The organism is Bradyrhizobium sp. CB2312 (assembly GCF_029714425.1).
In the GTDB taxonomy this organism is placed as follows: Bacteria; Pseudomonadota; Alphaproteobacteria; order Rhizobiales; family Xanthobacteraceae; genus Bradyrhizobium.
Genome location: NZ_CP121668.1, coordinates 7,041,004 through 7,066,129 on the forward strand (window position 1 = coordinate 7,041,004; position 25,126 = coordinate 7,066,129).

A 25,126-nucleotide genomic window follows, 5' to 3' on the forward strand; every position below is an offset into this window, starting at 1 on the left:
TGGTGGGCACGCTTCGCTTTGCCCACCCTATGAGACCGGTGCAAGCCTCAGTGCTTCCCCGGCCCCATATAGCCGAACAAGAACCCCGCCACTTTCCGCATCTGGATCTCCTCGCTGCCCTCGGTGATGCGATAGCGGCGGTGGTGGCGGTAGATGTGCTCGAACGGCTTGTGGCGTGAGTAGCCCATGCCGCCATGAACCTGCATGGCGCGGTCGGCGGATTCGCAGCAGAGGCGGTTTGCCCAGTAATTGCACATCGAGACGCGGTCGGACAGCGTGCGCTCGATCTGCTCCTCGGTGAGCTGGTCCATCTCCCAGGCCGTCTTGCGGATCAGAAGGCGCAGCATCTCGGCCTGCGTCGCGAGCTCGACCAGCGGGAACTGGATCGCCTGGTTCTCGGCGAGCGCCTTGCCGAACGGCTTTCGCTCCCGCGCGTATTTGACGCTCTCGTTGATGCAATAGACGGCCGCGCCAAGCGAGCTCGCCGCCTGGCGGATGCGGTTCTGATGGACAAAGCACTGCGCCAACGACAGGCCGCGGCCGACCTCACCGAACTGCGCGTCTTCTGGCACGAACACGTCGGTGAAGCTGACGCGGGGATGGTCGGTCGGCATGTTGAAGGTCCACATGTATTCCTCGACCTTCACGCCGTGGCTCTTGGCCGGCACCAGGAAGCAGGTGATGCCGCGGGCATCGCCATCATTGCCCGAGGTGCGCGCGAACAGCGCGCAATGCGTGGCGACGTGCATGCCTGTGGTCCACATCTTCTCGCCGTTGATGATCCAGCCCTTGACGTTGTCGCGGGTCGCCGGCACCGCGCGCGTCTCCATATGGGTGGCATCCGAGCCGTGATGCGGCTCGGTCAGTCCAAAGGTGATGCGGTACTTGCCCTTGATCGAACCGTCGATCATCGCCTTCTGGTCGTCGCGGCCGTAGCGGTCGAGCATGGTGACGACCGGGAAGTTGCCGACGATGGAGTGCTCGTTCTGCAGGTCGTTGTGCAGGCCGAGGCCCTTGGCGGCAAAATGCTCGCGGATCACGGCCATCCAGAGATTGGAGCCGTCCTTGCCGCCATATTGCTTCGGCACCGGAAAGCGCAGATGACCGGCGGCATCCGCGAGATCTTTTGCCTTGCGCAGCAGCGCTTCCCATTCGTGGCGCGGCAGGCCGCCATTCTCGAAATCGGTGCGCGCCCATTCGCGGCGATGGTCGAAGAAGCGGATGTTGTCGTCGGCCTCCTCCAGCGGCTTGATCTCGCGGTCGATGAAACGGTCGAGCTCTCCGAGATAGGCGACGAGATCGGCAGGCAGTGAGAAATCCACAGGTTCTCTCCCGGATTGATTTTATCGTTTTGCGTTAAGGCGCTAGGCACGCTTTTGCTTCGTACGATTAAGGTGAGAAGAGCGCTGCCAAGTCAAGCAAGGCGAGACGTGCCGGATGCGCAAGGCGCGCCCGCGCAATTCGATGGTGCTCAGGCGCTGAGGCACGGTAGTATGACGCCGATATTCCTTCAGAAGAAAATGCGGGAGCGCGCGATGGAGCTGAAGTTTTCAAAGGTGGAACGCAAGGGGCCGATCACGATCGTCACGCTGTCGCGGCCCGAGGTCTACAACGCGCTGCATATCGATGCGCATTTCGAGCTCAACAAGGTGTTTGACGATTTCTCCGCGGACCCTGCGCAGTGGGTCGCGGTCGTCACCGGCGCCGGCGACAAGGCGTTCTGCGCCGGCAACGATCTGAAGTGGCAGGCGGCGGGTGGCAAGCGCGGCTGGGACAAGGGTGGCTTTGCCGGCCTCACCTCGCGCTTCGACTGCGACAAGCCGATCATCGCCGCCGTGAACGGCGTCGCGATGGGCGGCGGCTTCGAGATCGCGCTGGCCTGCGACCTGATCATCGCCGCGGAGAATGCGACCTTCGCTCTGCCCGAGCCGCGCGTCGGCCTTGCTGCGCTTGCCGGCGGCCTGCACCGGCTGCCGCGCCAGATCGGCCTGAAGCGCGCCATGGGCATGATCCTCACCGCACGCCATGTCAGCGCCAAGGAAGGCCATGAGCTCGGCTTCGTCAACGAGGTGGTGCCGCAAGGCGAAGCGCTCGCCGGCGCACTGCGCTGGGCGGAGATGATCACCAAGAACTCGCCGATGTCGATCCGCGCGTCGAAGCAGGCCATCCAGCGAGGACTGGGCGTGTCGCTGGAGCAGGCCATCGCGGAGCAGCGGGACTATCCAGCCGTGCAGGCGATGGCGGCCTCACAGGATTACATCGAGGGCCCGAAGGCGTTCTCGGAGAAGCGGCCGCCGAAATGGGTGGGGAAGTAGGGTTCAATCCTCTCCGCGTCATGGCCGGGCTTGTCCCGGCCATCCACGTCTTGCCGCGCATTACGAAGAACGTGGATGCCCGGGACAAGCCCGGGCATGACGAGACGGAGGGAGCGCAACTCCCCAATACCGTCATTGCGAGCGTAGCGAAGCAATCCAGAATCGTTCCGCAGAAAGTGTCGGGATTGCTTCGTCGCAAGGGCTCCTCGCAATGACGAGAGAGAGGCCTACCCGCCTACCGCCCCAGCTCCCGTTTATACGACGCGTAATTCGGCTGATCGACGGCGAGCTTGTCCATCGTGGTCGCCCACAGGTGCTCGGCTAGCCCTGGCGTTGCGAGATCGACCTCGCCCTTTGCAATGCGCTCGGCAAGCGCGCGGTTGAGCTCGGTCACCGAACCATCGATGCCGAGCAGCGCACGCAGCCGCTCCACCTCCTTCGCATCGCTCCCCGCCTCCTGCGTCAGCTGCCGCGTGACGAGATCGAGGATGTTGATCGCGACGCGCAGCTTGAAGGCCTGGTGGCCGGAGATCAGCGGCGTGATGTCGCTCCGGAGGAAATCGGCGACAGCCTTGGTCAGCTCGATCGGTGTCGGTTCGTCCTGCATGCGTCAGCTCCCGCGCGGCGCCAGCAGCCGCAACAGATCGATCTCGGTCTCGCTGGCGCGGCGGCCGATCATGGCGCGCTCCATGGAATGGTCCGGCCCCTCGCGAAAACGCTGCATCATGCCGCCGCACATGATGCCCCAGCGCAGCGTCCCCATCACTTCCCAGAATTTGACGCGCGCGGGATCGACCTTGCGGCCTGCCGCCTCATAGCCCGTGAACAGCTCCTCGCGTGAGCCAAAACCGCCGACGGGCTTGTCGATCTCGCCGAAGCGCCAGGAGTTGACGCACACCCAACCGAGATCCTCCATGGGATCGCCGAGATGGGCGAGCTCCCAGTCCAGGACCGCGCGGACGCCATCCGCGCCGATGATGAGATTGCCGTTACGAAAATCGCCATGCACCAGCGTGGTCTCGACCGAGGGGCCAGGATCGTGGTCGCGCAGCCAGCGCAGCGCCAGCTCGAATACGGGCTTGGGCCAGTTCAGGCTGCGATAGTCGCGCTCGAACTCCGAGATCTCCTGGGTCGCGCCGCGGCTGCGCAGCTCGGGCAATTTGTCCTGCGGCAGCTTGTGCAGGCCGGCCAGCACACCGCCGATCTGCCGCGCGAGCAGCGGCCTTGCCGCCGCGTATTCCTCATCACGCAGGATCTTGCGCGCGATGGTCTCGCCCTCGACGCGCTGCATGATGAAGCCGGTGCCGAGATCATCTTCCGGCACCAGCACATGCATCACGCGCGGCGACGGCACGCCGGCCTCGTAAGCGAGCTGCATCAACTGCGCCTCGGCGGCGAGCCCGGCCGCACGCGTCGGTGCTGCGCCATAGCCTTTCGGCGAGCGGCGCAGGATTGCACCGATCGGCCCGTCCGGATGCGTGATGTCGAAGCGCCAGGTCTCCTGGCTGGCGCCGCCGGACAGTTTTGCCGCGCCGGCGACGCCGGTCGCGCCCTTGCACCAGCGCGCGACGCTGCGCGAAAGCTCCGCCTCGATCATTTGCCTTTGAACTGTGCGGGGCGCTTCTCCAGGAACGCGCCGACGCCCTCACGGAAATCCTGGGTGTCGCCAGCACGCAGCTGGCACTGGAATTCGAGATTGAGCTGGTCCTCGAAGGAATTTTCCGGGCTGTCCCAGTAGAGCTTGCGGATCAGCGATAGCGCCACTGTCGGCCCGCTGGCGAGATCGCGCGCGAGCTTCATCGCCTCCTCCATCAGCACGCCGTCGTCATAGACGCGGTTGATGAGGCCCCATTCCAGCGCCTTCTCGGCCGGCAGCCGCTCGCCCATCAGCGACAATTCGATCGAGCGCGCCCGGCCGACGAGGCGCGGCAGCAGCCAGGTCGAGCCGCAATCCGGCACGAGGCCGATACGGCGGAACGCTTGCAGGAAATAGGACGAGCGCGCGCAAAGGATCATGTCGCCGAGCAGGGCGAAGCTCATGCCGGCGCCTGCCGCCGGCCCGTTGACCGCGGTGATGATCGGGCAGTGCAGATTGCGGATGCGGCGCAGGAAGGGGTGAAAGCCGGTCTCCAGCGTCAGGCCGGCCTTGGTCTTCTTCGACTGGTTGTTGCGCCCTTGCAGATTAGCGCCCGTACAGAACGCGCGCCCCGCGCCGGTCAGCACCACGCAGCGCACCTCGTCCTTCCTCTCCTCGATCGCGTCCAGCGCCTCGGCAAGGCCGCCCAGCATGTCCACGGAGACCGCGTTCATCACCTCCTGATGGTCGAGCCTGAGGATCGCGACCGAGCCATCGAAATCGAGCGTGACGTGTTTGAACTGCATGGTTTCCTCGTCAGTTGCGGACCGCGTCAGTTTCGCAGACCGGAATTCGTTTTTGCCGGGCGCATATTTGATTTTTGTCGCGGCCTTGTCCATGGTGATCGGAGCATAGCAAGCAATCTTGTGCGCAGCGGCTGATGCGCCTCATATCAAGAACAGGAAACGCGCCATGAACATTTTCGACCTCACTGGCCGTGTCGCCGTGATCACCGGCGGCAATGGCGGCATCGGGCTCGGCATCGCGCAGGCCCTCGCCGGCCAGGGCTGCAACGTCTCGATCTGGGGCCGCAATGCTGACAAGAACAAGGCTGCTGCCGCGAGCATGGCGGGGCTATCAGGCAAGATCGACAGCCGCGTCTGCGACGTCACCGATCCCGCCTCGGTCAATGCCGCCATGAAGGCGACGCTCGACACGTTCGGCCGTGTCGACGGCTGCTTCGCCAATGCCGGCATCGGCGGCGGCGGGCGGCGTTCCTTCATCGAGCGCACCGAGGAGGAATGGCGAACGATGTTCGCGACCAATCTCGACGGTGTGTTCCACGCATTCCAGGCCGCCGCAAAGCACATGACCGACCGCGCCAATGCCGGCGATCCGTTCGGCCGGCTCGTTGCGACCTCGAGCCTCGCCTCGATCTTCGGCACCGCGCGCAACGAGCATTACGCCGCGACCAAGGCCGCTATCAACGCGCTGGTGCGCGCGCTCGGCGTCGAGCTCGCCCGCCACGGCGTCACCGCGAACGCGATCCTCCCGGGCTAGATCAAGAGCGACATGACCTCGGGTCTCATGGCCAACGAAAAATTCGTCGCCAATGTGATGCCGCGGATTCCGGTGCGGCGCTTCGGCGAGGCGTCCGATTTCGGCGGCATCGCCGTGTATCTGATGAGCAAGGCGTCGTCGTATCACACTGCGGATACGTTCGTGATCGATGGCGGCTATACCGCGTTTTGAGATTTCGTAGCCCGGATGGAGCGAAGCGCAATCCGGGATTTCTAGAAGCAAGCAAGATCCGGATTTCGCTACGCTCCATCCGGGCTACACACTCTGAGGGGAATGGGCAATGTTCTCGCACATCATGATCGGCACCAACGATCTGGACAAGGCCAAGGCGTTCTATGACACGCTGCTCGGCACGCTCGAGGTGCGTCCGGCCAAGGTCGACGGCCATCGCATCTTCTACTTCACCAAGACCGGTGTGTTCTCGGTGACGAAGCCGATCAACGGCGAACCGGCGACCTGCGCGAATGGCGGCACGATCGGCTTTGCCGCCAACTCGCCCGAGCAGGTCGACAAGTGGCACGCCGCCGGCGTCGCCGCCGGCGGAACGCCGATCGAGAATCCGCCTGGCATCCGCGAGGGCGCGGGGAACAAGCTCTATATCGCTTACCTGCGCGACCTCGACGGCAACAAGATCTGCGCGATGCATCGGATGCCGAGCTGATTGCTCTAGGACGCTGTCATTCCCCGCGAAAGCGGGGAATCCAGTACGCCGCGGCTTCTCCGTGACTCGCTGACGTCACGGCGTACTGGATCGCCCGCCTTCGCGGGCGATGACAACGGTGAGTACGGCGCGCGCCTGCCACTCACCCCCATTCAAACAACATTTCAAACGCCCTCGCTAAATTCCATCACGTGGCATGGCCCCGCGTGAAAAATACGCGCTCGCACTTTGGCGTCGCTGCGACTATTCTTGCGGCCAACACGATCTCAGCGCCCCTCGGGAGGAACAATGACAAAACACGCCTACATTCCCCGCACCACCAACTATACGCTCAATCCCGGCGACGAGCTGAACGATCTGCGCATGTCGGACCAGGTCCGGCCGCTCTATGATCACGTCAAGAAGTTCATCCGCGACACCGTCGAGCCGATGTCGATCGAATTTGCCAAGGCCGGTGAAGGCAAGGAGGATCGCTGGAGCTTTACGCCGAAGCAGCTCGAGGTGCTGGAGAAGGCCAAGAACAAGGCCAAGCAGGAAGGCCTGTGGAATTTCTTCCTGCCCGATGACGAGACCGGCCAGGGCCTGAAGAATCTCGACTACGCTTACATCGCCGCCGAGCTCGGCAAGAGCCCGCTGGCGTCGGAGACCATGAACTGCTCGGCGCCCGACACCGGCAATATGGAGGTGCTGGAGCGCGTCGGCACCAAGGAGCAGAAGGAGAAGTGGCTCAAGCCGCTGCTCAACGGCGAGATCCGCTCGGCCTATGTCATGACCGAGCCGAACGTCGCCTCCTCCGACGCCAAGAACATCTCGACGACGGCAAAGCTCGTCGGCGACGAATGGGTCATCAACGGCGAGAAGTATTACATCTCCGGCTTAGGTGATCCCCGCTGCAAGATCCTCATCGTGATGGTGAAGACCAACCCGGATGCGGCGCCGAGCAAGCAGCAATCGCAGATCCTGGTGCCGCGCGACACGCCCGGTGTCGAGGTGCTCGGGCCGATGTACGTGTTCGGCCAGGACCACGCGCCGCGCGGCCACATGCACATGCGCTTCAACAATGTGCGGGTGCCGAAGGAGAACATGCTGCTCGGCGAAGGCCGCGGCTTCGAGATCTCGCAGCTGCGTCTCGGGCCGGGGCGCATCCATCACTGCATGCGCACCATCGGCAAGGCCGAGAAGGCGCTCGACCTGATGGTGCAGCGTGGCCTCACCCGCGAAGCGTTCGGCAAGAAGATCGCCCATCTCGGCGGCAACATGCAGATCATCGCGCAGGCACGCTGCGAGATCGAGGCGATGCGGCTGATGGTGCTGAAGGCGGCGAAGGCGATGGACGTGCTCGGCAACAAGGAGGCCCGCGTCTGGGTCTCCATGGTCAAGGCCATGGTGCCGGAGCGTGCCTGCAAGATCATCGACCAGGCCATCCAGATGCACGGCGCCACCGGCATCTCGCACTGGACCCCGCTCGCGGAGATGTATCAGGACGTGCGCCACCTGCGCTTTGCGGATGGTCCGGACGAGGTGCACTGGATGGTGGTCGGTCGCCACGAGCTGAGCATGGCGTAAAGGTCTCTCCTCTTCCCACTCGGGAAGAGCCGTAGGGTGGGCAAAGGCGCGCTCTTCGCGCGCCGTGCCCACCATCTCGGGCGTCACAAAGAGTGGTGGGCACGCTTCGCTTTGCCCACCCTACGATATTCGCGAACGACGTTATGCAGTCTTCGCGACTTCGATCTTGTCCTGGGTCTTGGTCTCGAAATCACTCGCGTCGTGGCGCTCGTGGAGCTGGCTGGCAGGGTCGCCGGAGACGCGGTTGACCATGCGGCCGCGCTTCACCGCGGGGCGCTGCGCGATCTGGTCGGTCCAGCGCTGCACGTTCTTGTAGTCCTGCACCGACAAGAATTCGCCGGCGCCGTAGACCAGTCCCTTGGCGAGCGCGCCGTACCACGGCCACACCGCCATATCGGCAATGCTGTAATCCTTGCCCGCGAGGTACTCGTTGTCGGCAAGGCGCCGGTCGAGCACGTCGAGCTGGCGCTTCACCTCCATCGCGAAGCGATCGATGGCGTATTCGATCTTGGTCGGGGCGTAGGCGTAGAAATGGCCGAAGCCGCCGCCGAGATAGGGCGCGCTGCCCATCTGCCAGAACAGCCAGGACATCGCCTCGGTGCGGGCCTTGATGTCCTTGGGCAGGAAGGTGCCGAATTTCTCGGCGAGATAGAACAGAATCGAGCCGGATTCGAAGATCCGGATCGGCTCCGGGCCGGAGCGGTCCAACAGGGCCGGGATTTTCGAGTTCGGATTGATGTCGACGAAGCCGCTGCCGAACTGGTCGCCATTGCCGATCCTGATCAGCCAGGCGTCGTATTCGGCGCCCTTGTGGCCGAGCGCCAGCAGCTCCTCCAGCATCACGGTGACCTTCACCCCGTTCGGGGTCGCCAGCGAATAGAGCTGGAAGGGGTGCTTGCCGACCGGCAGCTCCTTGTCGTGGGTCGGACCGGCGATCGGCCGGTTGATATTGGCGAACTGCCCGCCATTCTCCTTGTTCCAGGTCCAGACTTTGGGCGGCACGTAGGCGGGGGCGTCGGTCATGCGGGGGCTCCGGCAAAAAGATGCGCTTGCATTAATTAGCCCGCGCGCGGCCGATGACAAGGCCTCCGAAATGCATTGCCCGGCAGGGCAACTCACCGTTTCGTCATGGCAAGCCCCTCCCCACCGTCATTCCGGGGCGCGCACAGGGCGGGCCCCGGAATGACAGCCTCTATGACGCTGCCGCCTGCGGCTGCAGCTCGGCCTCCATCACAAAACCCTCATATCCCTTCGCAGCGACCTCGTCGCAGATGCGGCGATAGACGCCGACGCCGCCGATATAGGGCATGAAGATGCGCGGCTTGCCCGGGATGTTCGCCCCCATGTACCAGGAATTGGCCTGCGGATAGAGCGTGCCGTGGGCGACCTCGTTGACATGGGCGACCCATTTCTCCTCGGCATCTCCGTCCGCCTCCATCGTCGCGAGGCCCTGCCCGCGGATATGGACAAGGCCATCGGCGATCCAGTCGACATGCTGCTCGATCGAGACGATCATGTTCGAGAGCACGGACGGGCTGCCGGGACCGGTGATGATGAAGAGGTTCGGAAAGCCCGCGCTCATCAGCCCGAGATAGGTCTTTGGGCCCTCCGCCCATTTCTGGCTCAGCGTCTGCCCGCCGCGGCCGTGGATGTCGATCTTCGCGACCGCCCCGGTCATGGCGTCAAAGCCGGTCGCCATGACCAGCGCATCGACCTCGTGGTCCTTGCCTGCGACACGGACCGCGTTCGCGGTGATCTCCTCAATCGGGTTGGTCTTGATGTCGACCAGCGAGACGTTCGGCCGGTTGAACGTCGCGAAATAATCCGTGTCGATGCAGATGCGCTTGGTGCCGATCGGATGGCTGTTCGGCTGGAGCAGTTTGGCGGTCGCGGGGTCCTTCACGATCTCGGCGATCTTGCCGCGGACGTAATTGGCGGCGGTGTCGTTCGCGGCCCGATCGAGGCCGAGATTGTTGTAGACGTACATGAAGGTGAGTCCGCCGCGATCCCATCGCGCCTTGTATTTGGCGCGCCTGACGTCCTCGGCATCGTCGAGCGCGCCGCGGTCGGGCTGCTCGGCATAGATGCCGTTGCGGGCGACCTCGCGGGCGAAGCGGCGGATCTCCGGATAGTGCTTGCGGAACGCATCGCGCTCCTCGACGGTCAGCGCGGCGTTGCGAGCGGGGATGGAGAAGTTCGCGGTACGCTGGAACACGGTGAGATGTTTCGCTTGCTCCGCGATGATGGGCGCCGACTGGATTCCTGACGATCCGGTGCCGATCAGGCCGACGCGCAGGCCGGTGAAGTCGACGTCGTTATGCGGCCAGTTGCCCGTGTGGTAGACGGGACCCCTGAAATTTTCGAGGCCCTTGATGTCAGGCTTGCGCGCGTTCGAGAGACAGCCGGTAGCGAGTACGACGAACTGGGCCCGAACCGTCCTGCCGTCGGAAGTCGTAACCGACCAGACATTCGCACGCTCATTGAACACGGCGCGCTCGACGCGGGTGTTGAACTGGATGTCACGGCGAAGGTCAAAACGGTCGGCGACGTGATTGGCGTATTTCAGGATCTCTGGTTGCGGCGCGTAGCGTTCGCTCCAGTCCCATTCCTGCTGGAGCTCCTCGGAGAAGGAGTAGGAATATTGCATGCTCTCGACATCGCAGCGCGCGCCGGGATAGCGGTTCCAGTACCAGGTGCCGCCGACGCCGCCGCCCTGCTCGAAGACACGTGCCGAGAAGCCGAGCCCGCGCAACCGGTGCAGCATGTACAGGCCGGCAAAGCCCGCACCGACGACGACCACATCGTGGGCTTCCGTACCCTGAGCCGGATTCGCTTGCGCTGACGACATCTCTTGGCACTCCCTGATTTGTTTTCTGTTGTTGCGAGCCAGCATTCTCTGAAGGGTGCGAAAGCGCAAGAGGCTAATCGGACGGCCTTGGCCCGCTTATTTTGTAGAGCGGAATGGTGCGTTCTCTGCGCGGCGCCTGCACGCAAGATGCGGGGTCGAATCCGGCATGGCATCGCAGGCGACGATGGGCTAGCGTCGCGCAATCTTCGCACGCAAAGCAACAACAGCGACGAAGGCGGCCGCCGGGAGAGAACCATGAAATCGCCGATCTGCGACATGCTGGGCATCGAGTTCCCACTGCTCGCCTTCAGCCATTGCCGCGATGTCGTTGCCGCCGTCAGCCGCGCCGGTGGTTTTGGCGTGCTCGGTGCCACCGCGCACATGCCCGACACGCTCGAACGCGAGCTGAAATGGATCGACGAGCACGTCGACGGCAAGCCCTACGGCATCGACGTGCTGATCCCCGAAAACATCTCGACCGCGGGCGAGAAGGACGTCACCTGGAAGAGCCTGGAAGCGCGCGTGCCGCAGGAGCATCGCGCCTACACGCGCGACCTGCTGAAAAAATACGATATCGAGCTGACGACAACTGATGTCGCCGACAACCGGCCGCAGCCGTTCGACGCCAAGACGGCGCTGGAGCTGCTCGAAGTCTCCTTCAATCATCCGATCCGCCTGATCGCCAATGCGCTGGGCGTGCCGCCGAAGGCGATGATCGAGATGGGCAAGACGCACGGCGTGCCTGTGGCCGCGCTCGTCGGCGCCAAGGAGCACGCGTTACGCCAGGTCGCGGCCGGCGTCGACATCCTCGTGGTGCAAGGCACCGAGGCCGGCGGCCATTGCGGCGAGGTCTCGACCATGGTGCTGGTGCCGGAGGTGATCAAGGCGATCAAAAAGGTCCGCGACGTGCCCGTGCTGGCGGCCGGCGGCATCATGACCGGGCGGCAGATGGCAGCCTGCATGGCGATGGGCGCGGCGGGCGCATGGACCGGCTCGGTGTGGCTCGCGACCGTCGAGGCAGAGACCAGCGAGATCTTTCGCGAGAAGATGATCGCCGCCTCGTCCCGCGATGCGATCCGCTCGAAGGGCCGCACCGGCAAGCCGGCGCGGCAGCTCCGCTCGGTCTGGACCGATGCCTGGGACCGCGCGCCGGAAAGCCCAGGTGCGCTGCCGATGCCGCTGCAAAGCATCATCAGCCGCGATGCCTTCCATTCGATCGATCGCGCCGCGGCAGCCGGTAACGCCAAGGCGCGCGATCTCGTCAGCTACTTCGTCGGCCAGGGCGTAGGACTGATCGACAGCGTGAAGTCCGCCGGGGCGGTGGTGCAGGAGTTCAAGGAAGATTTCGCCGAAGCCGTCGAGCACATGAATGCGCTGGTGGCGGAGTAGCATCCACATCGTCATTGCGAGCGAAGCGAAGCAATCCAGACTGCTTCTGCGGAAAGATTCTGGATTGCTTCGCTGCGCTCGCAATGACGAAACAACCGACATCGTGAATTGAAGCATGACAGATAAGACCAATACCCCTGAAGACCGCATTCCCGTCATCGTCGGCATCGGCGAAATCGTCGACCGCCCCAGGGAGATCACCGACGGCCTCGAGCCGCTCGATCTGCTCGAACAGGCATTGCGGCGCGCCGAAGCGGACGCGGGCGCAAAGCTGCTCGGCGAGGTGCAGTCGCTCGACGTGGTCAATTTCCTGAGCTGGCGCTATCGCGATCCGGAAAAGCTGCTGGCGCAGCGGCTCGGCATCTCGCCGGCGCGTTGCTATTACGGCCCGGTCGGCGGCGAGAGCCCGATCCGTTACATCCACGAAGCGGCCAAGCGCATCGCGCGCGGCGAATGCACCGTGGCGGCGGTGTGCGGCGCGGAGGCGCAGTCGACCGCGACCAAGGCCGAGCGCGTGGGTGCAAAGCTGCCATGGACGCCGTTCGCGCATGACGTCGAGGAACCAAAACGCGGCGCGGCGTTCCAGAAGCCGCTGGCGGTGAAGCTCGGCGTGTTCCGGCCCGTCACCGTCTATCCGTTCTATGAGGCGGCCTCATCAGCGCATTGGGGCCAGACGCCGCGCGAGGCGATGGCCGAGTCAGGCACGCTGTGGTCACGCTATTCGGAAGCCGCCGCGCAAAATCCCAATGCCTGGCTGAAACGTCGCTATGCGCCTGAGGAGATCACGACGCCGACCGCTGACAACCGCCTGATCGCCTGGCCCTACAACAAGCTCATGGTCGCCAATCCCAGCGTCAACATGGGCGGCGCGCTGCTGCTCACCAGCCTTGCCAAGGCGTGTGCGCTTGGCATCGCGGAAGACAAGCTGGTCTATCCGCTCGGCGGCGCCTCGGCGGAAGAGCCGCGCGACTATCTGCTACGCGATCAGTTCTACGAGAGCCATCCGCAGAACGCGGTGCTCAGGAGCGTGATGGACCTCGCCGGCGGCGACGGCAAGAAGTTCGACGCGATCGAGCTCTACAGCTGCTTCCCCTGCGTGCCCAAGATGGCACGGCGGACGCTCGGCCTTTCCGACGACGTCCAGCCGACCGTGACCGGCGGCCTCACTTTCTTCGGTGCGCCGCTCAACACCTACATGACGCATGCCGCCTGCGCGATGGTACGGCGCCTGCGCGAGGGCGCAAAACTCGGACTGCTCTACGGACAGGGGGGCTTCGTCACCAAGCATCACGCGCTGGTGGTGGCGAGGACGCCGCCGCGCGAGGCGCTGGCGCAGGAGACGAGCGCGCAGGCGGAGGCGGATCGCAACAAACGCGCGGTGCCGGAGTTCGCTAACGAAGCCTCAGGCAAGGGAAAGGTCGAGAGCTTTACCGTGCTCTACGGCCGTGGCGGCGATGTCGAGCACGGTGTGGTGATGCTGCGGACGGAAGACGACCGACGCACGTTGGCGCGGATTCCGGCGGGTGATAGCGCGACGCTGGCGCATCTGCTGAACATGGATCGTACGCCGGTGGGTTCGCTTGGCGAGATCACCATGGCTGCGGATGGCGTGCCGGAGTGGCGGGTGGCGTGATCTCGTAGGGTGGGCAAAGGCGCTCTTGCGCCGTGCCCACCATTCTTTCCGCATCGCACGGAAGTGGTGGGCACGCTTCCGCCTACGCTCTTCGAGCTACGGCGGACAAGTCGCTTTGCCCACCCTACGAGTCTAGCGTCCGCGGCGCGAGATCGCGTCTCAGCCCTTCGGCGGCTGCTTCTCCGACGCCGTCGCCGGCTTGCCCTTGGCGCCGGCGCCAACCACACGCACCTGATCGCCATCGGAGAGACCATCCGGCGGAGCGGTGATGACGCGGTCATCAGGGGCGATGCCCGAGGCGAGCTCGATCTCGCGGCCGAGATCGCGGGCGATGGTCACGGTCTTGAACAGCACCTTGTCGTCGGCACCGACGGTCGCAACCCGCAGGCCGCTGCCGTTGAAGATCAGGGCGCTGGCGGGGATGCTGAGCGGCGCAGTGTCGCGCTGCAGGTTCAGCTTCACGCTGGCATAGCCGCCGGGCATCAGCTCGCCCGAGGAGTTGTCGAGGCCGAGCTGCATCCGCGTGGTGCCGGAGGCGACGTCGACAGCCTGCGAGGACGCCTCCACCGTGGCCTGGAAGGTACGGTTCGGATATTCCGGCAGCGTGATGATGGCCTTGGCGCCGATCTTGATCGCCGGCACGTAATTCTGGGGCACGTTGACGTAGACGCGCAGCTTGGTGATGTCGGACACCACGAACATCGCGGGGCCCGAGCCGCCGCCGGCATTGATGAGCGCGCCGACGTCGGTGTCGCGCGCGGTGACAACACCGTCGAACGGTGCGGTGATCTTCTTGTAGCCGGCGAGCGCCTCGAGCCGCTCGACATTGGCCTGTCCCGAATGGACGGCAGCGTTCTTGTTGGAGAGGTCGGCGGTGCGCTCGTCGATCTCCTGCGCGGAGACGAAGTTGGAGGCGACCAGCGTCTTGCGGCGGTTGAGCGTTGCTTCCGACAGCCTGGCGCTGGCCTGCTGGCTGGCGAGGTCGGCGCGGGCCTGGAGCAGCTGCTGGTCGAGATCGGGCGCCTCGATCTCGGCAATCACCTGTCCGGCCTTGACGCGGGCGCCCATGTCGGCGCTCCAGCTCTTCAGGTAACCAGAGACGCGCGCGAAGATCGGGGCGCGGTAATAGGCCTCCAGCCGGCCCGGCAGATCGATGGTGGCATTAAGGGACTTGGCGTTGGGCAGGGTCACCGCGACGCTGGGAATAGCCTGGTCGTCGGTCCACTCCTTCAGCTTGGAGCCTTGCTCTTCGCGGGCCCGGATGCCGCTGCCGACGACGAGGCCCGCCGCGATCAGCGCCACCACGCCGAAGATGCCCAGTTTCCGGTGCGACACCGGGGAGCGAGGTTCAGTGGGCGACATGCGGTGTCTCCGATGAGGCGGCGGCTTTGGCGCCTTGTTTCTTGTGTACCATACTGAACACCACGGGAACAAACATCAGCGTGGCGAAAGTTGCAAAGATCAGGCCACCGATCACGGCGCGGCCAAGTGGCGCATTCTGCTCGCCGCCCTCACCCAATCCTAAGGCCATCGGCGCCATGCCGATGATCATGGCGAGCGCGGTCATCAGCACCGGGCGGAACCGGACGAAGCCGGCCTCCAGCGCAGCCGCGACGGGATCACCGAGTTCCTCGTAGCGCTCGCGGGCGAAGGAGATCACCAGCACGCTGTTGGCGGTGGCAACGCCCATGCACATGATCGCGCCTGTCAGCGCCGGCACCGACAGCGTCGTCTCGGTCATGAACAGCATGCAGACGATGCCGGCGAGCGCAGCCGGCAGCGCGGTGATGATCACGAACGGATCGGACCAGGACTGGAAGTTCACGACGATCAGGAAGTAGATCAGCACGACGGCGCCAAGCAGGCCGAACAACAGGCCGGTGAAGGCGCTGTTCATGGTCTGCACCTGGCCGAGCAGCACCACCGAGGAACCCTTCGGCACGTCCTTGGCGGTGTCGGCGATCACCTTTCGGATGTCGGCGGCGACGGCGCCGAGGTCGCGGCCCGAGGTCGTCGCGAAGATCTGCACCATCGACTGAATGTCGTATTGCGAGACCACCGCGCTCGAGGTCGAGCGCTTGATGTCGGCGATGCCGCCGAGGATCGGCGACTGGGCGTTGCCTGCTGCTGTGATCGGCAGGGTCTGCAGCGCGCCGAGCGAGTCGATCTGGTATTGCGGCGTCTGCATCACGATCGAGTAGGACACGCCGTTGTCGGGGTTGAGATAGTAGGTCGGCGCGACCTGCGAGGAGCCGGCGAGATTGACCACGAGGCTGTTGGTGACGTCGCGCTCGGTCAGGCCGACATATTGCGCGCGGGTGCGGTCGACATCGATGTTGAAAGTCGGGTTGTTCGGCGATTGCTGGATGCGCGCGTCCGCAACGCCCGGGATCTTGCGGACCTTGGCCAGCAGGCTGTTGGCGTAGGCGAAGTTGGCGTTGAGATTGGCACCGCGGATCTGCAGGTCGATCGGCGCCGGCGCGCCGAAATTCAGGATCTGGCTGACGATGTCGGCGGGCAGGAACGCGAAGCTGACGCCGGGGAACAGGCGCGGCAGCTGCTCGCGCAGAACCTTCACATGCTCCTCGGTCGGCTTGTGGCCTTCCTTCAGCTTGATCTGAATGTCGCCGTCCTGCGGGCCGATCACGCCGGTGTTGTTGTAGGTCATGTTGATGCCGGAGATCGGCATGCCGATGTTGTCGGTCATGGTGTCGATCTCGCCCGGGATCAGCTTGCGCACCGCCTTCTGCACGTCGGCCAGCTGGTTGGCGGTCTCCTCGACACGGGTGCCCACTTGCGTGCGGACATGCATCAGGATGTTGCCGGCATCGACGGCCGGGAAGAAGTTGCGTCCGAGGAACGGCACCAGCGCAAAGGACGCGCCGACCACGCAGAGGAAGCCGATCACGAACACCGCACGATGCGCCAGCGCCATGCCGAGCAGGCCGCGATAGAAGCCGCGAATGCGCTCGAACCGCGCCTCGAAGCCGCGCTGGAACCAGACCAGGGGATTGCGCGACTTCGGTGGGCCGCCCTCATGATGGACATGCGCCTGCAACAGGTAGTTCGCCAGGGTCGGCACCAGCGTGCGCGACAGGATGAACGACCAGATCATCGCGAACATCACCGCTTCCGCCATCGGCACGAACAGGAAGCGCGCGACGCCGGTGAGGAAGAACATCGGCACGAACACGATGCAGATGCAGAGCAGCGAGACGAAGGCCGGCGTCACGATCTGGTTGGCGCCGTCGAGGATCGACTGCTCGACCGGCTTGCCCTGCTCGAGATGGTAGTTGATGTTCTCGATCGTCACGGTCGCGTCGTCGACGAGGATGCCGACCGCGAGCGCAAGACCGCCCAGCGTCATGATGTTCAGCGTCTCGCCGATCGCCGACAGCATGATGATGGCGCCCAGCACGGAGAGCGGGATCGAGACCGCGATGATGATGGTCGAGCGCCAGCTGCCGAGGAACAACAGGATCATGACGCTGGTCAGCAGCGCCGCGATCACGCCTTCGAAGGCGACGCCCTCGATCGCGCCACGGACGAACACCGACTGGTCGCCGATGAAGCCGATCTTCAGCGCGTCCGGCAGCTGGTCCTTGACCTCGATCACCTTCTGCTTGATGCCGGCGATGATGTCGAGCGTCGAGGTCGCGCCCGCCTTCAGCACCATCATCAGCACGGAGCGGTTGCCGTCGACATGGACGATATTGGTCTGCGGCGGATTGCCGTCGCGCACGGTCGCGACGTCGCGCACATAGACCATCGCGCCGTTGACGGTGCGGATCGGCAGATTGCCGAGCTCGTCGATCTTCAGCGGCGAGTTGTTGAGCTGGATGTTGTACTCGAACTGGCCGATCTTCTGGGTGCCGACCGGCGTGATCAGGTTCTGGGCTGCGAGCGCATTGGCGACGTCCTGGCCCGACAGGCCGCGGGCCTGGAGCGCGGTGGGATCGAGGTCGATCTGGACCTGGCGCTGCTTGCCGCCGAACGGATAGGGGATCGCCGCGCCCGGCACGGTGACCAGCGGCGTGCGCAGCTGGTTGATGCCGATGTCGGCGAGGTTCTGCTCGGTGAGGCCCTCGCCCGACAGCGCCACCTGGATGATCGGCACGGTCGAGGCCGAATAGTTCAGGATCAAGGGCGGCGTCGCGCCCGGCGGCATCTGCTTGAGCAGCGTCTGCGATATCGCGGTGACCTGCGCGTTGGCGGTGCGGATGTCGACGTTCGGCTGGAAGAAGATCTTGATGATGCCGAAGCCGTTATAGGAGTTGGCGGTAATGTGCTCGATGTCGTTGACCGTCGTCGTCAGCGCGCGCTGGAACGGCGTCGTGATGCGGCCGGACATCTGGTCGGGTGGCAGGCCAGTGTACTGCCAGACCACACCGATCACGGGGATGCGGATGTCAGGGAAGATGTCGGTCGGAGTCCGCAGCGCCGCCAGCGGTCCGATGATCAGGAGCAGGAGCGCGAGCACGACAAACGTGTAGGGTCGGCTCAGGGCAATACGGACCAGAGCAATCATTCGTCAGGCAATTCCAGGTCGAGCGAGGATTACGGAATCCGCCCCATGGGGACCCCTTTCCCGTTTACCCGAGCACCGCCGGAAACGCTAATCTCCGGCGGCCGTCCTGCATTCACTTCCCTGCTACCGCACTGCGAAATCAACATCGCAGCCATGCAGACGGACGCCTCAGGCGACGCGAACGTTGGTCAGGAACTTGCTGACCTCGGTCTTGAGCCGGTTGGAATCGCGCGACAGCATCTGCGCCGCCGACAGGACTTGTGAGGACGCCGAGCCGGTCTCCGAGGCGCCGCGCTGAACGTCGCTGACGTTGGAGGAGACCTGCTGGGTGCCGTGGGCCGCTTCCTGCACGTTGCGGGCGATCTCCTGGGTCGCCGCGCCCTGCTGCTCCACGGCCGCCGCGATGGTGGAGGATATCTCCGACAGCCGCGCGATGGTGCCGCTGATTTCGCTGATGGCGCTGACCGATTCCTGGGTCGCCGCCTGGATCCCGCCGATCTGCTGGCCGATCTCGCCGGTCGCCTTGGCCGTCTGCTCGGCCAGCGCCTTGACCTCGGAAGCGACCACCGCGAAGCCGCGGCCGGCCTCGCCGGCCCGCGCCGCCTCGATAGTGGCATTCAGTGCCAGGAGATTGGTCTGCCCTGCGATGGCATTGATGAGCTCGACGACGTCGCCGATCCGCGATGCGGCGCGCGACAATTCGCTGACCCGCTCGGTGGTGGCGTGCGCCTGGCTGACCGCCTCGCCGGCGATGCGGGCGGAATCCTGCACCTGGCGGCTGATCTCGCTCACCGAGGACGACATCTCCTCGGCCGCAGAGGCCACCGAATGGACGTTGGTGGAGGCCCGTTCGGAGCCGGAGGCGACGGCCGTCGCCAGATCCTGCGCGCGGCCTGCGGTCGAGGACAGCGTCGAGGCCGAAGCCTCGAGCTCGGTCGCGGCCGAGGATACGGTCTCGACGATCTCGCCGATCGCCGCCTCGAAGCCGTCGGCGAGCTTGGTCATGTCGGTCTTGCGCTGCGCCTCGGCACGACGCTGCACCGCCTGCACCTCGTCACGGCTGAAGCGGATGATGGTCTGGACGGTCTGGAGGTTGCGCAGCGCCTCGCCGATCTCGTCGTCGCGCTCGATGTTGATGCGGTTGTCGAGCTTGTCCTGCACGAGGTTGACCAGCGTGTCGTTGAGATGCTGCATCGGCCCCTGGATCGCCCGCATCGTCGCAAGGCCGGCGAAGCCGGCGATGGCAGCGCCGATGACGGCTAGCAGCGACAGGATCAGGCTGGTCGAACCGCCGGTGGAGAGCGCACCACCGGCGCCGAGTGCGAGCATGAACAGCGCCTGGAGCGCCATCGTCGTGACAAGACGCGCCTTCAGCGTGCCGGTGAAGACGCTGAAGCGGTCGAGCAGCGAGCGGCGGCGGATGATGCCGGCATCGATGCGATAGCCATGCGGCTTCTTCTCGCGGATCGCGGCGTAGACCTCTTCGGCGAGCTTGCGCTGGTCGGCCGGCAGCCTGGTGCGGATCGAGGTGTAACCCTTGACCTGCCCGTTCTCACGGATCGGAGATGCCGTCGCCAGCACCCAGTAGAAGTCGCCGTTCTTGCGGCGGTTCTTCACCGCGCCGAGCCATGGCTTGCCGGCCTTCAGCGTGTCCCAGAGATTGTCGAATGCCTCCGGCGGCATGTCGGGGTGACGGACGATGTTGTGCGGCTGGCCCATGAGCTCCGCCGACGTGAAGCCGGCGGCCGCGATGAAGTCCTCGTTGAAATAGGTGAGCTTGCCCTTGAGGTCGGTGCGCGAGACGATCAGCGTCTCGTCGCTGACCGGATATTCGGTGTCGGTGACAGGAAGATTCTTGCGCATCGGCCCCCCAGAGCAAGCTTCGGTATGGACTCATTCCAACCGGGGCTGCCGCCATGCGAGACCGCCCGCGCGCAACTCTCGTAAATCGAATTTAACCATCGATGAAGCGGCGCACCCGTACGATTACGGATCATCCGACACGACGCTACCTTGAGACGACATCATGCGACCGCCAAAAGAAAACGGGCGGCGCTCGCGGCGCCGCCCGTTCGTCGATGGATGTCCGGTCGCGATTTACGCTGCGCGGACGTTGGTCAGGAACTTGCTGACCTCGGTCTTGAGCCGGTTTGAATCGTTGGACAGCATCTGCGCCGCCGACAGCACCTGCGAGGAGGCGGTGCCGGTCTCGGTCGCGCCGCGCTGCACGTCGGTGATGTTCGACGAAACCTGCTGGGTGCCCTGCGCCGCTTGCTGGACGTTGCGGGCGATCTCCTGGGTCGCTGCGCCCTGCTCTTCCACCGCAGCCGCGATCGCCGACGAAATCTCCGAGAGGCGCTCGATGGTCGAGGAGATCTCCTTGATCGCGCCGACCGAGTCGTTGGTCGCCGCCTGGATGCCCGAAATCTGCTGGCCGATCTCGCCGGTCGCCTTCGCGGTCTGCTCGGCCAGCGCCTTCACCTCCGAGGCCACCACGGCGAAGCCGCGGCCGGCTTCACCGGCGCGCGCCGCCTCGATCGTGGCGTTCAGCGCCAGCAGGTTGGTCTGGCCGGCGATGGTGTTGATCAGCTCGACGACGTCGCCGATGCGGGATGCCGCCTTGGAGAGCTCGCTGACGCGCTCGGTGGTGGCACGGGCCTGCCCGACGGCGTCGCCCGCCATCCGCGCCGATTCCTGCACCTGACGGCTGATCTCGCCGACCGACGAGGCCATCTCCTCGGTCGCCGAGGCCACCGACTGCACGTTGGTCGAGGCTTCCTCTGAAGCTCCGGCAACGGTGGTCGCGAGCCGCTGCGAGCGATCGGCGGTCGAGGTCAGCGTCGAGGCTGAAGCCTCTAACTGGGTCGAGGCCGACGACACGGTCTGGACGATCTCGCCGATCATGGATTCGAATTCGCGGGTGATGTTGTCGACGCGGCGGCCGCGCTCGATCTTGGCCTCGGCGTCGGCGGCGGCAGCCTCGTCGGCGGCCTTCTTGGCGATGAGGGCCTCCTTGAAGATCTGGAGCACGTCGGCCATGGCGCCGATCTCGGTCTTCTCGCCGCGATGCGGGACCTCGGCGGAGAGGTCACCCTTGCCCAGCGCCTGCATCGGCAGGGTGATCGAGTTGATGCCGCTGGAGACGTCGTGGACGAGATAGAAGCCGACGCCGATACCGACGATGACGGCGGCGCCGAGGATGATCGAAAGCAGCATGAACGCAAAGGAATAGCTGCTGTCCGCGTCCCGGGCAGCCTGATCGCCACCTTTGGTGTTGAGATCGATGTCCTTGCGCAGAACCTCGTCGGACTGGATACCGATCTTGTTGGCGGTCTTGACGTTCAGCTCATGCGACTCGTGCGGAACCTTGCCGACCTCCTTGCGCGACAATGCAAAAACCTCGTCGGCGCCCTTCTTGTAGTCGTCCCACAGCTTGGACCATTCGGTGTAGAGCGCCCGCTCCTCCGGCGAGGTGATCATGGTCTCGTAGGTCTGGCGGGCCTTGGCCAGGGCCTCGCTGGTTGTGACCGCGATCTTTTCCATCGCGAGCTTTTCTTCCATGGTCTCGGCCAGCATGTGCTCGCGGACCACGCTGCGATAGGTGATGACCGAGGCCCGAAGCTCGCCCAGCACCCGCACGCTCGGCATCCAGCTCGTCGTGATATCGACCGTGTTGGCGTTCATCGACCGCATCTTCATGACGGCGAGCAGGCCCATGCCGGCCATCGCGACCAGCAGGAACGCCACGACACTGATGATCTTGGCGCGAATGGAAATCTTGGCGAGCATAAGCGGTCTCTTTGCGTTGGCGCGGCGGCGCGTCCGGAAATGATCATCAACCAAACGATGCGGCGCCGATATCCAACAACAAAGCGACTGAGCAGTTGTTAACTACGACTCCGCACAAGTACGGAAGCCGAAAGAAATGAATGAGGGGCTAAGAATGCTCTGCGCTCAGCGCATGAGCCTAAGCGCATCCGAGAAAAACTCCGCGCCGCCGAAATTTCCGGACTTCAGCGCGAGCAGCATGTCGCCACCAGCACCGACCGCGCGCAGCACCGGAACGCCAGCGGCAATTTCTACTCCTACGAGAAATCCGGGAATCTTCAACCGATCAACGACCGCGCCGGATGTCTCGCCACCGGCAACCACCAAGCGCCGTATACCTGATTTCACAAGGCTTTCGGCGATGTCGGCCATCGTCTGCTCGATGGCATGGCCCGCCGCGTCGCGGCCGTGACGCGCCTGAAGCGCGGCGACCTGATCCGGTGTCGAGCTCGATGCGATCAGCACCGGACCTTCGGCCAGTCGCGGCCTTGCCCAGTCCAGCGCACGCTGGGCTTCACCCGCTCCCGTAAGAATACGGTCCGGATCGAGATGCAACACCGGCATGACACGTTCGGCATTCGCGATCTGCTGAAGCGTCGCCTGCGAGCAGCTTCCGGCAAGGCAGGCCGCCGGTCCGCCGACAGCCGCGCCGGTCTCTGCGCCCGTCGCGGCCGATTTGACCTTGCCCGTCGACACCAGCGCCCGCGCCAGCCCAAGGCCGATGCCGGAGGCGCCGACCGACAGCCGATGTCCGGCGGCGACGAGACCGATGGTCTCGAGATCGCGGTCGAACACGGCGTCGATGATCGCAGCGCCGATGCCCTTGCCCGCGAGCTCGGCCAGCCGCGCCCGCACAGCGTCCGCGCCGCGCGTGACGGTGGCGAGATCGACCAGGCCGATTTGCGTCCGGCTCTGGCGCGCCAGCACGCGCACCAGGTTGGAATCGTGCATCGGGTTGAGCGGATGGTCCTTCAGCGGGCTCTCGTTCAGCGGCACCGCGCCGACGAAGAGGTTGCCCTGATAGACGGTGCGGCCGGTCTCGGGGAATGCCGGCGTCACCAGCACGACGGCCTCGCCACTATCGGCGCGGAGTGCATCCATCACCGGGCCGATATTGCCGGCGTCGGTGGAATCGAAGGTCGAGCAGATCTTGAACAGCACATGGCTCGCGCCGCGGCTCCGCAGCCATGTCTCCGCCGCGCACGAGCGCGCTACGGCAAGGCCGGCCTCGATCGAGCGGCTCTTCAGCGACACCACGACGGCATCGACATCGGGGAGCGCGAGGTCGTCGGCGGGCACGCCGATGGTCTGCACCGTGCGCAGGCCCCCGCGCGTCAGCGTGTTGGCGAGATCGGACGCGCCCGTATAGTCGTCGGCGATGCAGCCAAGCGAAAGCGTCACGGCTTCCCTCCAACGTAAGGCTTGAACCAGGCGAGCCCATCGGTGGTCTTGCCGCGCGGATTGTATTCGCAGCCGACGAAGCCGGGATAGCCGAGCCGGTCGAGCTCCTCGAACAGGAACGGATAGTTCAGCTCCTCGCCGTCGGGCTCGTTGCGCGAGGGGATGCTGGCGATCTGGACGTGGCCGATGATCGGCATCATCTCGCGCAGCCGCATGGTGACGTCGCCATGGATGATCTGGCAGTGATAGATGTCGAACTGGAGTTTCAGGTTCGGAAGCCTCAGCTCCTGGATCAGGTCGCGGGCGAAGCCGAAATCGTTGAGGAAGTAGCCGGGCACGTTGCGGGCGTTGATCGGCTCGATCACGACGTCGATGCCATGCGGTGCGAAGAACTCCGCGGCCCAGGCCACGGATTTGTAGAACGCCTCGATCGCGACCCGCTCGCCGCGATTGGCGATGCCGGCCATCAGGTGCAGACGCTTCACGCCGGTTGCCTTGGCGTAAGGCAGCGCGGTCTCCAGGCCCGCCTTGAGATCATTGAACCGCGCCGGCAGCGCCGCAAAGCCCTTCTCGCCCGCATTCCAGTCACCCGGCGGCAGGTTGAACAGCGCCTGGGTCAGGCCGTTGCGCTTGAGCCGCTCGCCGACGGCCTCGGCCGGATGCTCGTAGGGAAAGAGGAACTCGACCGCGGTGAAGCCTGCTTGCGCGGCGGCGTCGAAGCGATCGAGGAACGGCACCTCGGTGAACATCATCGAGAGGTTGGCGGCGAAACGGGGCATTGGAGATCCTCTTACTTGTCGCCGGGAAGCTTCACGCCGGTGACCTGCGCATACATCCGCGCCACCGAGGCGTCGTCGTCGCGGCCCATGCCGGCGGCTGCCGTCATCAGGAACATCTGGAGCGCGGCGGCGGAGACCGGCACCGGGAACCTGGCACTGCGCGCCATGTCCTGGATGATGCCGAGGTCCTTCACGAAAATCTCGACGGCGCTGCGCGGCGTGTAATCGCCATCGAGCACGTGCGGCATACGGTTCTCGAACATCCAGGAATTGCCGGCGGAAGCCGTGATCACCTCGTAGACCTTGCGGATGTCGAGACCCTGCTTGGCGGCGAACGCCATCGCCTCGCTGGCAGCGGCAATGTGCACGCCAGCGAGCAACTGGTTGATCATCTTGAATGCAGCGCCCTGCCCCGCGGCATCGCCAAGCTCGTAGAGTTTTGCCGCCATGGCATCGAGCGCCGGTCGCGCCTTCGCGAAGGCGGCGGCGCTGCCGGAGGCGAGGATCGTCAATTCGCCTTGCGCGGCGCGCTGCGCACCGCCCGAGATCGGCGCATCGAGATAATGCCGGCCGGTCGCCTCGAGCTGTTTTGCAAGACGCCGCGCCACGTCGGGATCCATGGTGGCGGAGGAGATGAAGACGCCGTCCTTCGGCAGGGTCTCGGCGACGCCATCCTTGCCGAACAGGATCGCTTCGGTCTGGGCGGCATTGACGACGACGCTGACGACGATGTCCGCGCCCTTCGCCGCCTCGGCCGGCGTTTTAGCACCGGCGCCGCCGTCCTTCACGAACCGCGCCACCGCATCAGCCGAGACATCGCAGCCGGTCACGGCATGGCCGGCGCGCTTCAGCGAGGTCGCCATGCCGTACCCCATCGAGCCGAGCCCGATGACGGCGATGCGCTGATTTTGTGACGTGGAGGCGGACATGCAACTGACCCTTGCGAACGTTTCCTGGACGGCCGCCCTTTGCGGCGGCTTGGCAACCGAATAACACGGCTTGGCCGCGCTGCCAAAGCGTG

General features: G+C 65.0%; 18 protein-coding genes and 1 pseudogene. 6 read left to right on the forward strand and 13 right to left on the reverse strand.

Features of this window, described 5'->3' with window-relative positions; translation table 11 throughout:
• Positions 1–47: 47 nt before the first annotated feature.
• On the reverse strand, positions 48–1,322 hold the full coding sequence (locus tag QA642_RS34290; protein WP_283080834.1) for an acyl-CoA dehydrogenase family protein: 1,275 nt from the start codon (positions 1,320–1,322) through the stop codon (positions 48–50).
• Between the two features lie 213 nt (positions 1,323–1,535).
• Between QA642_RS34290 and QA642_RS34295 the strand changes: the two genes are divergently transcribed.
• Entirely contained in the window at positions 1,536–2,315 is a 780-nt protein-coding gene (locus QA642_RS34295; protein ID WP_283080835.1) for an enoyl-CoA hydratase-related protein, read from the forward strand.
• Between the two features lie 235 nt (positions 2,316–2,550).
• Here the strand turns inward: QA642_RS34295 and QA642_RS34300 are convergent, their stop codons facing one another.
• Genes QA642_RS34300 through QA642_RS34310 form a run of 3 tightly spaced genes read right to left on the reverse strand, consistent with a single transcriptional unit; the run spans position 2,551 to position 4,697 of the window.
• Positions 2,551–2,922, reverse strand: a complete 372-nt coding sequence (locus QA642_RS34300; RefSeq protein WP_283080836.1) for a DUF6285 domain-containing protein — start codon at positions 2,920–2,922, stop codon at positions 2,551–2,553.
• 3 nt (positions 2,923–2,925) lie between these two features.
• Positions 2,926–3,912 (reverse strand): phosphotransferase family protein, encoded by a 987-nt coding sequence (locus QA642_RS34305; protein ID WP_283080837.1) that lies wholly within the window; start codon positions 3,910–3,912, stop codon positions 2,926–2,928.
• On the reverse strand, positions 3,909–4,697 hold the full coding sequence (locus QA642_RS34310; protein WP_283080838.1) for an enoyl-CoA hydratase/isomerase: 789 nt from the start codon (positions 4,695–4,697) through the stop codon (positions 3,909–3,911). Before QA642_RS34310 ends, QA642_RS34305 begins: the two co-directional genes overlap by 4 nt.
• A gap of 166 nt (positions 4,698–4,863) precedes the next feature.
• Between QA642_RS34310 and QA642_RS34315 the strand changes: the two are divergent.
• The 3 genes and pseudogenes from QA642_RS34315 to QA642_RS34325 all read left to right on the forward strand — a co-directional run bounded on the left by QA642_RS34315 (position 4,864) and on the right by QA642_RS34325 (position 7,699).
• Positions 4,864–5,643 (forward strand): annotated as a pseudogene (locus QA642_RS34315) (SDR family oxidoreductase).
• Positions 5,644–5,752: 109 nt separating this feature from the next.
• Positions 5,753–6,133 carry a VOC family protein gene (locus QA642_RS34320; protein ID WP_283080839.1) on the forward strand — a complete coding sequence of 127 codons (381 nt, stop codon included), beginning with the start codon at positions 5,753–5,755 and terminating at the stop codon, positions 6,131–6,133.
• 288 nt (positions 6,134–6,421) lie between these two features.
• Positions 6,422–7,699, forward strand: coding sequence for an acyl-CoA dehydrogenase family protein (locus QA642_RS34325; RefSeq protein ID WP_027558632.1), 1,278 nt, complete (start codon positions 6,422–6,424; stop codon positions 7,697–7,699).
• A 141-nt stretch (positions 7,700–7,840) separates the two neighbouring features.
• Here the strand turns inward: QA642_RS34325 and yghU are convergent, their stop codons facing one another.
• A complete protein-coding gene (yghU, locus tag QA642_RS34330) occupies positions 7,841–8,722 on the reverse strand; it encodes a glutathione-dependent disulfide-bond oxidoreductase (RefSeq protein ID WP_283080840.1) in 882 nt (293 codons plus the stop codon).
• Between the two features lie 169 nt (positions 8,723–8,891).
• Positions 8,892–10,547 (reverse strand): NAD(P)/FAD-dependent oxidoreductase, encoded by a 1,656-nt coding sequence (locus QA642_RS34335; RefSeq protein ID WP_283080841.1) that lies wholly within the window; start codon positions 10,545–10,547, stop codon positions 8,892–8,894.
• 255 nt (positions 10,548–10,802) lie between these two features.
• Between QA642_RS34335 and QA642_RS34340 the strand changes: the two genes are divergently transcribed.
• Positions 10,803–11,936, forward strand: coding sequence for a nitronate monooxygenase (locus QA642_RS34340; RefSeq protein WP_283080842.1), 1,134 nt, complete (start codon positions 10,803–10,805; stop codon positions 11,934–11,936).
• 115 nt (positions 11,937–12,051) lie between these two features.
• The gene (locus QA642_RS34345; RefSeq protein WP_283080843.1) at positions 12,052–13,569 is read left to right on the forward strand and encodes an acetyl-CoA acetyltransferase; all 1,518 of its coding nucleotides are present in this window, start codon (positions 12,052–12,054) and stop codon (positions 13,567–13,569) included.
• Positions 13,570–13,728: 159 nt separating this feature from the next.
• Here QA642_RS34345 and QA642_RS34350 read toward each other — a convergent pair whose 3' ends face one another.
• From QA642_RS34350 to ltnD, 7 genes are all read right to left on the reverse strand, one after another.
• Positions 13,729–14,931, reverse strand: a complete 1,203-nt coding sequence (locus QA642_RS34350; protein ID WP_283080844.1) for an efflux RND transporter periplasmic adaptor subunit — start codon at positions 14,929–14,931, stop codon at positions 13,729–13,731.
• Positions 14,918–18,097 (reverse strand): efflux RND transporter permease subunit, encoded by a 3,180-nt coding sequence (locus QA642_RS34355; RefSeq protein WP_283080845.1) that lies wholly within the window; start codon positions 18,095–18,097, stop codon positions 14,918–14,920. The genes QA642_RS34350 and QA642_RS34355 overlap by 14 nt, the downstream gene beginning before the upstream one ends.
• 168 nt (positions 18,098–18,265) lie before the next feature.
• Positions 18,266–19,960: a methyl-accepting chemotaxis protein gene (locus QA642_RS34360; protein WP_283080846.1), complete on the reverse strand. Its 1,695-nt coding sequence runs from the start codon at positions 19,958–19,960 to the stop codon at positions 18,266–18,268.
• A 234-nt stretch (positions 19,961–20,194) separates the two neighbouring features.
• The gene (locus QA642_RS34365) at positions 20,195–21,886 is read right to left on the reverse strand and encodes a methyl-accepting chemotaxis protein (protein ID WP_283080847.1); all 1,692 of its coding nucleotides are present in this window, start codon (positions 21,884–21,886) and stop codon (positions 20,195–20,197) included.
• A gap of 165 nt (positions 21,887–22,051) precedes the next feature.
• Positions 22,052–23,326 (reverse strand): 3-oxo-tetronate kinase, encoded by a 1,275-nt coding sequence (otnK, locus tag QA642_RS34370; RefSeq protein WP_283080848.1) that lies wholly within the window; start codon positions 23,324–23,326, stop codon positions 22,052–22,054.
• A complete protein-coding gene (otnI, locus tag QA642_RS34375; RefSeq protein WP_283080849.1) occupies positions 23,323–24,105 on the reverse strand; it encodes a 2-oxo-tetronate isomerase in 783 nt (260 codons plus the stop codon). The genes otnK and otnI overlap by 4 nt, the downstream gene beginning before the upstream one ends.
• Positions 24,106–24,116: 11 nt before the next feature.
• Positions 24,117–25,034, reverse strand: a complete 918-nt coding sequence (ltnD, locus tag QA642_RS34380; protein WP_283080850.1) for an L-threonate dehydrogenase — start codon at positions 25,032–25,034, stop codon at positions 24,117–24,119.
• Positions 25,035–25,126: the final 92 nt, after the last annotated feature.

Excerpts from the sequence above, each read along its gene's own strand:
- QA642_RS34295 (WP_283080835.1), top strand. The coding sequence starts at position 1,536 with ATGGAGCTGAAGTTTTCAAAGGTGGAACGCAAGGGGCCGATCACGATC.
- QA642_RS34300 (WP_283080836.1), bottom strand. The coding sequence starts at position 2,922 with ATGCAGGACGAACCGACACCGATCGAGCTGACCAAGGCTGTCGCCGAT.
- QA642_RS34305 (WP_283080837.1), bottom strand. The coding sequence starts at position 3,912 with ATGATCGAGGCGGAGCTTTCGCGCAGCGTCGCGCGCTGGTGCAAGGGC.
- QA642_RS34310 (WP_283080838.1), bottom strand. The coding sequence starts at position 4,697 with ATGCAGTTCAAACACGTCACGCTCGATTTCGATGGCTCGGTCGCGATC.
- QA642_RS34320 (WP_283080839.1), top strand. The coding sequence starts at position 5,753 with ATGTTCTCGCACATCATGATCGGCACCAACGATCTGGACAAGGCCAAG.
- QA642_RS34325 (WP_027558632.1), top strand. The coding sequence starts at position 6,422 with ATGACAAAACACGCCTACATTCCCCGCACCACCAACTATACGCTCAAT.
- yghU (WP_283080840.1), bottom strand. The coding sequence starts at position 8,722 with ATGACCGACGCCCCCGCCTACGTGCCGCCCAAAGTCTGGACCTGGAAC.
- QA642_RS34335 (WP_283080841.1), bottom strand. The coding sequence starts at position 10,547 with ATGTCGTCAGCGCAAGCGAATCCGGCTCAGGGTACGGAAGCCCACGAT.
- QA642_RS34340 (WP_283080842.1), top strand. The coding sequence starts at position 10,803 with ATGAAATCGCCGATCTGCGACATGCTGGGCATCGAGTTCCCACTGCTC.
- QA642_RS34345 (WP_283080843.1), top strand. The coding sequence starts at position 12,052 with ATGACAGATAAGACCAATACCCCTGAAGACCGCATTCCCGTCATCGTC.
- QA642_RS34350 (WP_283080844.1), bottom strand. The coding sequence starts at position 14,931 with ATGTCGCCCACTGAACCTCGCTCCCCGGTGTCGCACCGGAAACTGGGC.
- QA642_RS34355 (WP_283080845.1), bottom strand. The coding sequence starts at position 18,097 with ATGATTGCTCTGGTCCGTATTGCCCTGAGCCGACCCTACACGTTTGTC.
- QA642_RS34360 (WP_283080846.1), bottom strand. The coding sequence starts at position 19,960 with ATGCGCAAGAATCTTCCTGTCACCGACACCGAATATCCGGTCAGCGAC.
- QA642_RS34365 (WP_283080847.1), bottom strand. The coding sequence starts at position 21,886 with ATGCTCGCCAAGATTTCCATTCGCGCCAAGATCATCAGTGTCGTGGCG.
- otnI (WP_283080849.1), bottom strand. The coding sequence starts at position 24,105 with ATGCCCCGTTTCGCCGCCAACCTCTCGATGATGTTCACCGAGGTGCCG.
- ltnD (WP_283080850.1), bottom strand. The coding sequence starts at position 25,034 with ATGTCCGCCTCCACGTCACAAAATCAGCGCATCGCCGTCATCGGGCTC.